The 12,948-nt window shown below is 38.0% G+C and carries 11 protein-coding genes; 5 read left to right on the plus strand and 6 right to left on the minus strand.

The window, feature by feature from the left end; genetic code table 11:
* Window positions 1-7: 7 nt before the first annotated feature.
* The 6 genes from D0T53_RS06920 to D0T53_RS06945 all read right to left on the minus strand — a co-directional run bounded on the left by D0T53_RS06920 (window position 8) and on the right by D0T53_RS06945 (window position 5,513).
* Window positions 8-1,036: an agmatine deiminase family protein gene (locus D0T53_RS06920; RefSeq protein WP_163265710.1), complete on the minus strand. Its 1,029-nt coding sequence runs from the start codon at window positions 1,034-1,036 to the stop codon at window positions 8-10.
* Window positions 1,037-1,434: 398 nt separating this feature from the next.
* Complete coding sequence (ribD, locus tag D0T53_RS06925) at window positions 1,435-2,496, minus strand: bifunctional diaminohydroxyphosphoribosylaminopyrimidine deaminase/5-amino-6-(5-phosphoribosylamino)uracil reductase RibD (RefSeq protein ID WP_163265712.1); 1,062 nt, start codon at window positions 2,494-2,496, stop codon at window positions 1,435-1,437.
* A gap of 132 nt (window positions 2,497-2,628) precedes the next feature.
* A complete protein-coding gene (locus tag D0T53_RS06930; protein WP_163265714.1) occupies window positions 2,629-3,429 on the minus strand; it encodes a hypothetical protein in 801 nt (266 codons plus the stop codon).
* A gap of 12 nt (window positions 3,430-3,441) precedes the next feature.
* On the minus strand, window positions 3,442-3,807 hold the full coding sequence (locus D0T53_RS06935) for a GntR family transcriptional regulator (protein WP_163265716.1): 366 nt from the start codon (window positions 3,805-3,807) through the stop codon (window positions 3,442-3,444).
* Window position 3,808: 1 nt separating this feature from the next.
* Window positions 3,809-4,675, minus strand: coding sequence for a hypothetical protein (locus D0T53_RS06940; protein WP_163265718.1), 867 nt, complete (start codon window positions 4,673-4,675; stop codon window positions 3,809-3,811).
* A gap of 7 nt (window positions 4,676-4,682) precedes the next feature.
* The gene (locus D0T53_RS06945) at window positions 4,683-5,513 is read right to left on the minus strand and encodes an ATP-binding cassette domain-containing protein (protein ID WP_163265720.1); all 831 of its coding nucleotides are present in this window, start codon (window positions 5,511-5,513) and stop codon (window positions 4,683-4,685) included.
* 224 nt (window positions 5,514-5,737) lie between these two features.
* Between D0T53_RS06945 and D0T53_RS06950 the strand changes: the two genes are divergently transcribed.
* The 5 genes from D0T53_RS06950 to thrC all read left to right on the plus strand — a co-directional run bounded on the left by D0T53_RS06950 (window position 5,738) and on the right by thrC (window position 12,926).
* Window positions 5,738-6,346, plus strand: a complete 609-nt coding sequence (locus tag D0T53_RS06950) for an L-threonylcarbamoyladenylate synthase (RefSeq protein ID WP_163265722.1) — start codon at window positions 5,738-5,740, stop codon at window positions 6,344-6,346.
* Between the two features lie 72 nt (window positions 6,347-6,418).
* On the plus strand, window positions 6,419-7,885 hold the full coding sequence (locus tag D0T53_RS06955) for a S41 family peptidase (RefSeq protein WP_163265724.1): 1,467 nt from the start codon (window positions 6,419-6,421) through the stop codon (window positions 7,883-7,885).
* A 27-nt stretch (window positions 7,886-7,912) separates the two neighbouring features.
* A complete protein-coding gene (gene thrA / locus D0T53_RS06960) occupies window positions 7,913-10,351 on the plus strand; it encodes a bifunctional aspartate kinase/homoserine dehydrogenase I (protein WP_163265726.1) in 2,439 nt (812 codons plus the stop codon).
* Window positions 10,352-10,394: 43 nt separating this feature from the next.
* Entirely contained in the window at window positions 10,395-11,606 is a 1,212-nt protein-coding gene (locus D0T53_RS06965; RefSeq protein ID WP_163265728.1) for a cofactor-independent phosphoglycerate mutase, read from the plus strand.
* A 12-nt stretch (window positions 11,607-11,618) separates the two neighbouring features.
* The gene (thrC, locus tag D0T53_RS06970) at window positions 11,619-12,926 is read left to right on the plus strand and encodes a threonine synthase (RefSeq protein WP_163265730.1); all 1,308 of its coding nucleotides are present in this window, start codon (window positions 11,619-11,621) and stop codon (window positions 12,924-12,926) included.
* The last annotated feature ends 22 nt before the right edge of the window (window positions 12,927-12,948 follow it).

The following is a 12,948-nucleotide window of genomic DNA, read 5'->3' on the forward strand; positions in this document are numbered from 1 at the left end:
TGATCTTTTATTTTACGTAGTTTTCGGGATACTGCATTGTTACACAGTGTAACGATCCGTGTTGTTTTATAATAGGCAAACAATTTATTCCGATAATCTCTCTGTCGGGGAAAGCTTTTTGTATTTGCTCCAATGCCGGTTTGTCTTTATTGCTTTTGTAAGTAGGTACTAACACAGCCCCGTTTATTATCAGAAAATTAGCATAAGTGGCGGGTAATCGCTCTCCGTCTTCCATTACTTTGTTAGCCATAGGGAGCGGAATCAGGTTGTATGGTTTTCCTTCGAAATCGGTAAACGATCGCAGTTGTTCTTCCATTTTTGATAATGCACCGTGATGTTCGTCCGTTGGGTCGTCACATTTTACGTATGCAATGGTGCGCTCGTCGCAAAAGCGGGCAAGTGTGTCGATATGGCTGTCGGTATCGTCTCCGGCCAGATATCCGTAATCGACCCAAAGCACACGGTTTAAACCAAATGATTTTTTCAGGTATTCTTCCACTCCGCCTTTGTCGAGATATGAATTTCTGTTGGGCGAAAGCAGGCACTCCGAGGTGGTTAATAATGTTCCTTTTCCGTCGGTTTCGAGAGAACCGCCTTCCAGCACAAAATCTTTTTTATTTATTAATTGTACTTCGGGTGCAAAACAATTCATTTTGAATAATTCCCTGTTTATTAAATTGTCGGAATTTGCGGCAAATTTCATTCCCCAACCGTTGAATGTGAAATCGTATAAAACGGGTTTGTCTTCAATCAGAACCGATATTGAGCCATGGTCGCGTGCCCATGTGTCGTTCGATGGAATTTCGACAAGTATCAGGTTCGACTTGTCGAAACCGTCGCCTAATAAAAATTTTACTAAAGGCGAGTTATGGCAAACAATAATAAGTTTCTGACGTTTCAGAATTTCCTGTGCAATATTAACAAAACAAGCCGAGATTTCTTCGAGCATATATGCCCAGTCCGAAAATTCGTGAGGCCATGTCAGTTGTATTGCACTTTGCGAATACCACTCGGGCGGAAAAAATACTTTCGACATATACTGTAATTCTTATTTTTATTAAAAACTTAGTTATTCTATTTGTCTAGAATAACGATGCCGTTTAAAAGCTGTTTAAAGTCTGTTGTTTGAAAAACCTTACATATCTGACAGCTTTTTTTACTTTTGAATGTTTTATGTAAACTGTTAGTATTCTAAATATTGAAACTATTCCAATTGTATTTGCGAGGCTTTATCCCGAAATTCTATCGATGTAGAATTAGCTTGTTATCCTAATGCCTTAAATCATGCGATTTTTCGAAAACCTGACAAACCTTACAGTTTTTATCTGTTTTTTATAACAGTTAATAGTGTCCGATGTTTATTTTGTCGTCCCGTTTTCTATATAGATAAAACAAGGGAGTATAATACTCAGTAATTCAACCGAAAATGCAAAATTACAAATTAATTTCCCGAATCAGATGTTTTTGTTTCGAGCCTTTAAATATTCTTTCGTTTTTCACATGTCCTTTTAGCTCGGGTGCGGGAACTCCACTTCCAAATTGTTTGTCGGCAATTTCGATAAATGCTTCATCCCATAGTTGGGCATTGATAAAACTATTGAGTAGCAGGCTGCCCCCTTCAACCAGTAGCGAGTCTATTTTCAGTTCGTTTAATTTGCTCAACAAAGTAGGTAAAAGATGCTTGTCGAACGGTATTTCTACATAAGTGACATTTATCTCGCTTGGTTGGTTGTCAGGAAGACTTTCGGTAAAGATCAATGTCCGGATACTATTGTCAAATATTTTATAATCTTTAGGTATTCGTCCTAGCCTGTCGAGAACAATACGGATAGGATTTTTTCCATACCAATAGCGGGTTGTAAGCGAAGGGTTGTCGTTAATCGCTGTATTTGTTCCTATCATAATTGCGGCAACTTCCGAACGTAGCTTATGCACGAGCATACGTGTAAATTCGTTTGATATTGGGGTAGGAGTGTGCAGGCTGTTTTCTGTTCGTAATTTGTCAATAAAGCCGTCTTCGGTCTGTGCCCATTTCAGATAGATATAAGGGCGTTTTTTCACTTGTGCCGAAATGAATTCCTTATTAAGCAAGCGGGCTTCGTGTTCAAGAACCCCTGTTATTACTTCAATTCCTGCGTTTTGTAGCATCCTTATTCCTCGTCCCGAAACTTCGGGGTAAGGGTCGGTCGTTGCTACAACTACTTTCGGTATTCCCGAGTCTATTATTAGTTGCGAGCAAGGTGGCGTTTTGCCATAATGTGAGCAGGGTTCGAGCGATACATAAATTACAGATTCGCGCAAAAGCGACTTATCTTTTACACTGTTTATTGCGTTTACCTCGGCGTGTGGCTTCCCGTATTCTCTGTGAAAACCTTCTCCTATTATTTTGTTGTTGTGTACAATAACAGCTCCTACCATAGGGTTAGGGCTGACATATCCTCTGCCGTTTTCGGCGAGTTGCAAACAACGTCGCATATATTTTTCTTCGGTGGTCATTCTCCCAATTTCTTTGATTTGCTGTTGCAATTTACAAAAAACCTGACAGTTTTATATCTGTATCTTATTATAAAATAGCAAAGGCCGATAATTGCTATCGACCCATACTTGGTGTTACTATCATGAAAAATATTACTGTTGGCGATAATGTACAATTGCCGAATCGGCTTTGAGTTCGATGTTTAATCTGGCATCTTTATTTTTAGGATTCCAATAAAGTTCTCTGGCTTCCGATTTGGGAAAATATACGCTCTTATGTCTTGAGCTTGTAAGAACTTCGACTTGTATGTCGCAATCTTTAACTTCCCACCAGTCAAGAGCGTCAAGATCGATATTTAATGTGTCAACTTTTGATTTTTTTATGCTAAAACTATTGTTTCGTTTTATTTCAGGTGTTATTTTCTTAATACTACAGTTTTCGATATTTATTGAGCCTGTCATTTTTATATTAACATCATCTGTAACTATATTCTTTAAGTTAGCACCTAATCCGTAAACATTACTGATTATATTGATTGACGAATCGGCGGATAACTTAAGGTCCATTTTTTCAACAAACAAATTTGACTTAATATTATGATCTTCATACAATCTGTCAAGGTTTAGCTTAATAATAAGAGTATCGTTCGAGTTTTTTATGTTGACATATGGCTGTAACTTTTTCGAATATGTAATTTCCTTTTTATTATTCGTTTTTGCTGCCGGTTCAATAAATAAACATCCTTTCAGGTAATGTTGATTGTTCTGTTGTGTTTCATAATCCAATAAAACAACTTTGTAAGGAGCTATTTCCATGTTGACGGGATTGTTGTTCAACCCAAAATCATATTTTGGTATACTATGATCCGCAATCCGTAAATATATTATAAAGGCTATTGTTACAGCTATAATCCCACCAATAACTCCCAGGAATATTTTAGATGTAGTTCTCATATTTTGTATTATTTATTGATTCTTTTTATATTCTTCATACATTTTCATTACATCTTCCATTGTAATGTCAAGTGTATATATTTGTTTGAAAAAGTCGTTAATGTCGCTTTTCAAAAAGTTGTTTTTACGCATTTCCTTTATCCTGTTTTTTGCTCCATCGGCAACAAAATAACCGATACCTCTTTTGTTATAGATAATTTCTTGCGATTGCAAACTTTCGAACGAGCGCATAACCGTGTTGAAGTTCACTTCTACTATCGAGGCATATTCGCGTACCGACGGAATGCGTTCGGTTTCGGGGTGTTTATCGAGTAAAATCTCGTCACAAATACGCTCTGCTATTTGTAAGTATATTGCTTTGTTTTCTTTAAAATCCATGTTACCATCGTTTTATTATTTCCGATTCTTTAAACCGGAAGTATGCTAATACCCAATTGAAAAGAGAGAATATGCATAAGAAGATTAGTGATAGATTTTTAGGCATCATGTTTCCTGTGCATGCATTCATTGCTGATGAAAACTCTTTTGTGCCCTCTTCGCCGCTAAACAAAGCTGAAGTTACAAAGTAGCAAATAAGACAATACGCTATAAAAATAGCTGTTCCGGCAGCAAAGGTTTTTACCAGTGAGTTTTTAGGCCAGAATGTAGTACCCAGAATAAATAATGATTGGAAGTAGAAATAAGAACAGATTATTATAAACACATGATACCAATTAGTGAAGAGAGTGGGTATCTCGTTACTATATCCGAATTCTGATGATATTAAATTGCTAAACTTTATAAACGGAATATTTATATCGGGGTAACGCACCGAGCAAAATAGCACTCTTGTTGCATCACTTAGTAAGAATATTGCCGAAAAAATAATTATGAATCCTAAGGTGAATGTAACCCACCGCGATAAATATTTTTCGAATGATGATGCAGGCAACATTAAGTATGAGATGCGCTTTACCTTATTATTTATCGGGTTCATTGCCTGTGCTGCTGCGATAAATCCAAACACAAAAAACAGTATAATGGCATATCGTATCAAGTCGATATTTAGTTGTGCAGCATAAAATTGAAGTTCTGTGGCAGACTTATATTCTATATGATAAACTGTGGTTGAGTTCCATATAAAAATAAGAGTGAGTACTCCGTATATTGCAAGCATGTACAGCAAATATTTTTTCATGTTCTCCTGTGCGTCTTTGCAAAGAAGAAAGCCGAAGCGTTTTATGCTGAAAAAGTTATTGTTACTCATAGTCGTATTATTTTAAATAGTCGGTTAATTTATTGGGATTTTCTAACATTGCATTAAATAATAATTCGAGATTGAGTGGTGTTTCTTCGTCGTTATTATTTGGTAATATCAGGTTAAATCCCTGAATTGAAGGTGCGGCATATAGGGCGTCTTCTTTCAGTATGTTGTTGCTGCTCTCTACAAAACGTAACTTTTTGCAGATAGATGTAGCAGATGTGTTCATCAATATTTTGTTTTCGTCGAGTATGATTATCTGTTCCAGTAAGTTATCTACATCTTTAACCTGATGGGTTGAGATAAGTATGGTTTTATCGTCTGTCATTCCCGATGCAATAAATTTACGGAACTGGCTTTTCCCCGGAATATCGAGCCCGTTTGTCGGCTCGTCCATAACAAGCAGAGAGGTGTTGGTGGCTAAAGCAAAACTCATAAATATTTTTTTCTTTTGTCCCATCGATAAGGCCTGCAAATTTACATCGGGATCCATATCGAAGCATTCGAGGTTCTTCTTTAATTGCTCGTTGCTGAAGTTGGGATAAAATACAGAGTTTATCTTTACGTATTTTTTTAACGATATATCGGGAAGGATAAATTCTTCGGGAACGATGAACATTTCATTTAGAGATGAAGGTAAACGATGTTTTACGTTTTTTTTGTCATACTCTATTTTTCCCGACTTCGATGTTAACAATCCGGTCATAAGATAGAGGAGTGTAGACTTGCCGGCGCCATTTTTGCCTAACAGCCCGTATACTTTTCCTTTGTCGATAGTAAGGTCGAAATTTTCAAATACTTGTTTCTTTTTGTATTTGAAGCTGATTTTTTCAAGTGTTGCCATAGTGATATTATATATGTTGTATAGTGTAATAGTGTATTAGTATACGGCAAATGCATTTATTATTTTTTACTAAACAATACCTTTTCCGAAAAAATGTGATAATATTTAGTATATCCGGTTTATTTTTCCCGATACCGATTTAATATTATTGCCCGTAACAGCTTGTAATTAAAAACAGTTATATTTGTATTCTGTCCTGTATAAATGCTTAAGATTGTTTGAATATGTTAGTGAAAATATATCCTGAAAACCCCAGCCAAAAAGAGATTGATCGCATAGTTAAGATTCTGCGCGATGGTGGTTTGGTTATTTATCCTACCGATACGGTTTATGCTATGGGTTGCGATGCATTAAATGTGCGTGCCGTGGAGCAGATATGTAAACTGAAAGGCATTAATCCGCAACGCAGCAATTTGTCTATTATCTGTTACGATCTGAGTGATGTAAGCGAATATGCCAGAATGGATAATAATATATTCAAACTGATGAAAAGAAATCTTCCGGGTCCGTTTACTTTTATTCTGAATACAACAAGCGTGTTGCCGAAGATATATAAAAACCGAAAGACGGTAGGTGTACGTATCCCCGATAATAATATTATTCGTGAGCTTGTCCGCAACTTGGGAAACCCCATTATGACTACTTCGATAAAAGATGACGATGAGGTGTTGGAATACACAACCGACCCAGAATTAATTTATGAAAAATACAACCATCAGATTGATGCGATGATTGATGGAGGATATGGAGACATAAGCCCTTCTACTATTGTGAACTGTACAGAGGCTGAACCCGAAATAATACGACAAGGTAAAGGGGAACTTATTTTGTAGTAACAGATTAAAGATTTATTTTTGTAAACATATAATCAAATAGACAATATTATGCATATTAAATATATAAATATGAAACTTAACAGACAACTTTACATTCTAACTGTAACCTTATTTGCTTTTTTGTTTGTGTCGTGTTCCAATAATGACGATGATTTTGATCCAGTTCATGATTATGTAAATAACTGGATATACGAAATTATGGATGCATGGTATTATTGGGATGATAAAATGCCTGCAAATCCGGATACAACGAAAGATCCCGAAAGCTTTTTTAAATCGTTACTATATACATATAATAAACAAACCAATCCTGAGGGCGACCGTTTTTCGTGGATACAGAAAAACTATGTCGATTTGTTGAATGCATTGAATGGGGTAACGCCTACCGATGTTGGTTTTGAGTATCTTGCCGCTTACCGAAAAAACTCGAATGCGATAGATTATTGGGTGTGTTACGTAAAACCAAATACCGATGCGTATGCTAAAGGCCTGCGAAGAGGAGATAAGATATCTACTGTAGACGGGGTAGCGATTACCAAAGACAATTACGCATCGTTGCTGAGGGCAGGAAAGTCGGAGTATGAGCTGAAAGTGTTAAATCCGGCAACGGATGAAACGAGAACTATAATCGTTACTGTAGAGCAAAATTATGCCGAGAATCCTGTATATTACTCAAACACATATGATGTTGACGGTAAAAAAATAGGTTATCTTATGTATAACTTTTTTGCTGTAGATAAAGGAGATAACCGAGGTGCTTATGATATAGCCTTGAATAATGTTCTGACAGAGTTTTATAATGATAATATTACAGACTTAGTTCTGGATTTACGTTATAATACAGGTGGAATTATTACCAGTACTGTACGATTGGCCAGTGCGCTTGTACCTGACCGTAGTACGGAGAAGAAATTCAATATAAAAAAGTATAATCCAACCGTAACAGCCTATTATCAGGAGAAAGAGGGTGATAAATTCTTTTATGACAGTTTTGTAGATAATTTTACAATTTCGAATACAACTTACAATATTCCCCGCTTAGGAGACAAAATAGGCAAACTGTATATTCTGACATCTGCTAACACAGCTTCGGCAAGTGAGTTAATTATAAACGGATTAAGGCCTTATATGGATGTGTTTTTGATTGGAGACGTAACTTATGGTAAAAATGTAGGTTCTATAACGTTTTATGAAGAAAACAAATCTTACAATAAATGGGGCTTACAGCCTATAGTTGTCAGAACATACAATGCAAATAATGAATCGGATTATAATACCGGATTCGAACCAGATGTAGCTATAGACGAGATTTTGAATGCTCTGGATAACGATGATATGTTGTACCCTATAGGTGATAAAGATAACGAGATTATGCTGAAAATGGCTATCGATATAATAACCGGTAACAATGCCTATACAACAACAGTGAAAAGCAGTCGTTTAGATTCTTCACTGAAAAAGGGCTCGTCGCTCGAACAGAAGCCGGGTGCATTCCAGATGGTATTTGAGACTCCCGAGTTGCAATTGAATAAGTAAAACAGAAAAGAAAACCAATAACAACCAATGAAAGTAATGAAATTTGGAGGAACATCGTTAGGTTCCTCTACCAATATTTTAAATGTAAAGAAGATAGTCGATGCCGAAAAAGGCTCGGTAGTGTTGGTTATTTCAGCTTTCGGAGGAATAACGGACAAGCTGCTCAAAACATCGGAGATGGCAGCATCGGGCGATGCCGCATACGAAGGCTTGTTCGACCTTGTTGTAGATTATCATTATAATATTATATCCGACTTGCCTTTTGAGAGTAGTGTAAGAACCGAACTAACTCAGAAAGTCGGGACGTTGTTAGAAGAACTTCAGAATATATTTAAAGGAGTTTATCTAATAAACGATCTTTCGGCACGCACATCGGATAAAATAGTAAGTTACGGAGAACGTTTATCTACGCTGATATTAAATTATGTGTTCTCCGATTTCAGGTTGTTAGATGCTACACAACTGATAAAAACAGATACGAATTTCGGAAAACATATCCCCGATTTGGAGCTGTCGGGCAGTCTGATAAAGAATGCCTATGCTACTTCGGGAGGCAAAGTGTTGGTGTCGGGTTTTATCTCAAGTTGTAAAACTAAAGGGGAAATAACCAACCTCGGACGTGGAGGATCGGATTATACTGCCGCCATATTTGCTTCGGCACTCGATGCCGACGAGCTCGAAATATGGACGGATGTGGATGGCTTTATGTCGGCCGATCCTAAAGTTATTAATGGCGCGTATGTTATAGATAACCTTACATTTACCGAAGCAACCGAACTTTGTAATTTTGGTGCTAAAATAATTTATCCGCCTACAATATTCCCCGTTTATCATAAGAATATCCCGATAAGGATTAAAAATACATTTAACCCTACGGCTTCGGGCACATATATATCGCACGATGGAGGCAGTAGAAAAGGAAAATCGCTGATAAAAGGTATATCCTCTATTCCTGATACCTGCCTTATCACCGTACAAGGCTTGGGAATGGTAGGGATAATAGGCGTTAATTACCGAATATTCAGCGCATTGGCAAATAACGGCATAAGTGTTTTCCTTGTGTCGCAGGCTTCTTCCGAAAACAGTACTTCGATAGGTGTCCGTTCCGAAGATGCCGATTTGGCGGTAAAAGTTCTTGAAGACGAGTTTGCCCGCGAAATAACATTGGGTAGCATAAACAGGGTATTGCTCGAACGCGATCTGGCAACAGTATCTATTGTTGGAGAGAATATGAAATACACTCCCGGAATTGCAGGGAAATTGTTCGATACGCTCGGGCGTGGAGGCATTAGTGTTGTGGCATGTGCTCAGGGTGCATCGGAAGTAAACATTTCTTTTGTTATAAAGAATCAGTCTCTGCGGAAGGCGCTGAACTCCATTCACGATTCATTTTTCCTTTCCAACTATAAAGTGCTTAACCTGTTTATTGTAGGCATTGGGGTTGTTGGGGGCAATTTAATAGATCAGATAAAGCAGCAACAACCAAAATTGATGGAACAGTTTGCCTTGAAACTGAATGTAGTGGGCATAGCAAGTAGTCGAAAAGCATTGTTCCAAAGAGAAGGAATAGATTTGAATAACTACAGGCAAATGCTCGATAAAGATGGCATTGACAGTTCTCCAAGTATATTGCAAGATCAGATTTTGGACATGAATATCTTTAATGCTGTATTTGTCGATTGCACAGCAAATGAGCAAGTTGCAGGATTGTACGAAGGGCTTATGTCGAAAAGTATTTCGGTGGTTACTGCAAATAAAATAGCAGCCTCTTCGGATTATGACAATTACACAAAACTGAAAAATATATCGCGCGATCGTAATGTGAAGTTCTTGTTCGAAACCAATGTGGGTGCAGGGCTTCCAATCATCAATACAATGAATTCGCTGATAAATTCAGGCGATAAAATTATAAAGCTCGAAGCTGTGCTTTCGGGGACGCTTAATTATATATTTAATACAATAAGCAAGGATATTCCGTTCAGTAAAGCTATACTGATGGCTAAGGAGGCTGGTTTTGCCGAGCCCGATCCAAGAATAGACCTGAGTGGTATGGATGTTGTTCGCAAATTGGTAATACTTACACGCGAGGCAGGGCATGAGGTAGAGCAAAAAGATGTTACGAAAAACTTGTTTGTTCCTCAAAAGTACTTCGATGGAACATTGGATGTTTTTTGGTCTACTATTGGCGAATTGGATGCCGATTTCGAGGCTCGCAGACAAAAGCTTGAGAGCGAGAAAAAGCGCCTGCGTTTTGTTGCAAAATACGAGAACGGAAAATGCGAGGTTGGCTTGCAGGAAGTAGAGTTTACGCATCCTTTCTACGATTTGGAAGGCAGTAACAATATAGTGCAAATAACGACCGAGCGGTACAATATGCCAATGAGTATTAAAGGATACGGCGCCGGAGCAAGTGTGACGGCTGCAGGTGTATTTGCCGATATAATAAGCATAGCGAATATCCGCTAAAAAACAGACTACTTATTTTATTAACTTGTTCAACAAATTATAAATGAAATATATAATAATACTAGGCGATGGCATGGCCGATGAGCCTATCGAAGCATTAGGAGGTAAAACGCCTCTACAAGTTGCTAAAAAGCCCTATATCGATATGTTAGCAGCAAAAGGCAAAAACGGTTTGCTTGATACTATTCCAGAGGGGTTTAAACCGGGTAGCGAAATTGCAAACCTTTCGGTTTTAGGGTACGATGTACCTAAAGTATTCGAGGGGCGTGGTTCGCTCGAAGCGGCAAGCATAGGCGTAGATATTGAACCGGGAGAAATGGCTATGCGCTGCAATATTATCTGTATTGAAGATGGTAAGATAAAAAACCATTCGGCAGGACATATATCTACAGAAGAAGCAACCGAATTAATAACATTTCTGGATAAGGAACTGAACGATGGGGAAGTGAGCCTGTATCCGGGCGTATCGTATCGTCATTTGTTAAAACTGAAAGGTGGAAATAAAAACCTCGATTGTACTGCTCCACACGATGTAATGGGTACACCGTTCAAAGATGTGATGATTAAGGCTACAACAGAAGATGCGGAAGAAACAGCCGCTTATCTGAATAATCTGATAATAAAATCGCAGGAGCTTTTAAAAAATCATCCCGTAAACCTGAAACGTATAGCAGAAGGGAAAGATCCTGCAAATAGTATCTGGCCTTGGTCGCCGGGCTATCGTCCGCAAATGGAAACTTTACAACAGCTATATGGTATAAAGAGCGGTTCGGTAATTTCGGCCGTCGATCTTATAATGGGTATAGGTGTTTATGCGGGGTTAAAGCTCATTCATGTAGAGGGTGCGACAGGCTTATACGATACCAATTACGAAGGAAAGGCTCAGGCTGCAATCGACGCATTAAAGAACGATGATTTTGTTTATTTGCATATCGAGGCCAGCGATGAAGCCGGTCACGAAGGCGATTACGAACTTAAAACTAAAACAATAGAGTATCTCGATCAGCGGGTTGTTAAAACCATATACGAGGCTACAAAAGATTGGGACGAGCCTGTTGCTATTGCCATATTACCCGATCATCCTACTCCGTGCGCCATAAAAACACATACCAATAAACCTGTTCCGTTTATTATATACAGGCCCGATGCCGAAGGCGATTCTGTGCAGATGTACGATGAATTTGAATCGGCAAAAGGAGCTTACGGAATGCTGAAAGGTCCTGAGTTTATGGAAACTTTTTTAAAGAAACAATAATATCCTAAAATAATGAAATACTACAGTACTAATAAACAAGCACCCGAAGCAAGCCTTCAGGAAGCAGTAGTGAAAGGGTTGGCTCCTGATAAGGGACTTTATATGCCCGAAAAGATAAAGCAATTACCTCAGTCGTTCTTTGATAATATTGAGGACATGAGCTTTCAGGAAATAGCTTATGTTGTAGCCGATGCGTTTTTTGGTGAAGATATAGAAGCCGATACGCTGAAAAAAATAGTATACGATACACTGAATTTTGACGTGCCATTAGTACATGTCGATAAAAATATTTACAGTTTGGAGCTTTTTCATGGCCCTACGCTTGCTTTTAAAGATGTAGGAGCCCGTTTTATGGCTCGTTTGTTAGGCTACTTCATTAAAAAACAGGGGCAAAAGGATGTAAAGGTTCTTGTTGCTACTTCGGGCGATACAGGCAGTGCCGTTGCTAACGGATTTTTAGGTGTAGAGGGTATACATGTTTATGTTCTATATCCGAAGGGAAAAGTCAGCGCTATACAAGAATGCCAGTTTACAACCTTGGGACAAAACATTACATCGCTCGAAATAGATGGGACATTCGACGATTGTCAGGCTTTGGTTAAATCTGCATTTATGGATGATGATTTAAACAAGGCACTGAATTTAACATCGGCAAACTCAATTAATGTAGCTCGTTTTTTGCCACAGGCATTCTATTATTTTTATGCTTATGCGCAATTGAAAAAGCAGGGTAAAGCTAATAAAGTAGTTGTTTGTGTACCTAGCGGAAACTTTGGTAATCTTACAGCCGGATTAATTGCCAAACGTATGGGATTGCCTATCGAGCACTTTATTGCTGCAAATAATGCGAACGACGTGTTTTTTGAATACCTCGAAACCGGAGAATACAACCCTCGTCCATCTGTTCAAACATTGGCTAATGCCATGGATGTTGGCGATCCTAGTAACTTTGCGCGTATACTCGATTTATATAATCATTCGCATGAAGCTATAACAAACGAGATAGAAGGCTATACCTATCGGGATGAAGCTATCCAAAACATTGTTAAATACACATACGACCGTACCGGATATATTCTCGATCCTCATGGGGCTTGCGGGTATGCGGCATTGGAAGATGGTTTGAGAACCGATGAAACAGGAGTGTTTTTGGAAACAGCGCATCCAACAAAGTTTCTTGATACGGTTGAATCTATTCTCTCCCGAAAAGTAGAAATACCGGCTAAGCTACAAGCTTTTATGAAAGGTGAGAAAAAAAGTATTGAGCTTCCTGTTGATTTTTCGGCATTTAAAAACTTTTTATTAAAGGAGGCTAATTAAACTTTTTGCCTTTTTATTTGTC

This window comes from Dysgonomonas sp. 216 (genome assembly GCF_010501065.1).
Taxonomy (GTDB): Bacteria; Bacteroidota; Bacteroidia; order Bacteroidales; family Dysgonomonadaceae; genus QVMM01.

Excerpts from the sequence above, each read along its gene's own strand:
- D0T53_RS06920 (WP_163265710.1), bottom strand. The coding sequence starts at position 1,036 with ATGTCGAAAGTATTTTTTCCGCCCGAGTGGTATTCGCAAAGTGCAATA.
- ribD (WP_163265712.1), bottom strand. The coding sequence starts at position 2,496 with ATGACCACCGAAGAAAAATATATGCGACGTTGTTTGCAACTCGCCGAA.
- D0T53_RS06930 (WP_163265714.1), bottom strand. The coding sequence starts at position 3,429 with ATGAGAACTACATCTAAAATATTCCTGGGAGTTATTGGTGGGATTATA.
- D0T53_RS06935 (WP_163265716.1), bottom strand. The coding sequence starts at position 3,807 with ATGGATTTTAAAGAAAACAAAGCAATATACTTACAAATAGCAGAGCGT.
- D0T53_RS06940 (WP_163265718.1), bottom strand. The coding sequence starts at position 4,675 with ATGAGTAACAATAACTTTTTCAGCATAAAACGCTTCGGCTTTCTTCTT.
- D0T53_RS06945 (WP_163265720.1), bottom strand. The coding sequence starts at position 5,513 with ATGGCAACACTTGAAAAAATCAGCTTCAAATACAAAAAGAAACAAGTA.
- D0T53_RS06950 (WP_163265722.1), top strand. The coding sequence starts at position 5,738 with ATGTTAGTGAAAATATATCCTGAAAACCCCAGCCAAAAAGAGATTGAT.
- D0T53_RS06955 (WP_163265724.1), top strand. The coding sequence starts at position 6,419 with ATGAAACTTAACAGACAACTTTACATTCTAACTGTAACCTTATTTGCT.
- thrA (WP_163265726.1), top strand. The coding sequence starts at position 7,913 with ATGAAAGTAATGAAATTTGGAGGAACATCGTTAGGTTCCTCTACCAAT.
- D0T53_RS06965 (WP_163265728.1), top strand. The coding sequence starts at position 10,395 with ATGAAATATATAATAATACTAGGCGATGGCATGGCCGATGAGCCTATC.
- thrC (WP_163265730.1), top strand. The coding sequence starts at position 11,619 with ATGAAATACTACAGTACTAATAAACAAGCACCCGAAGCAAGCCTTCAG.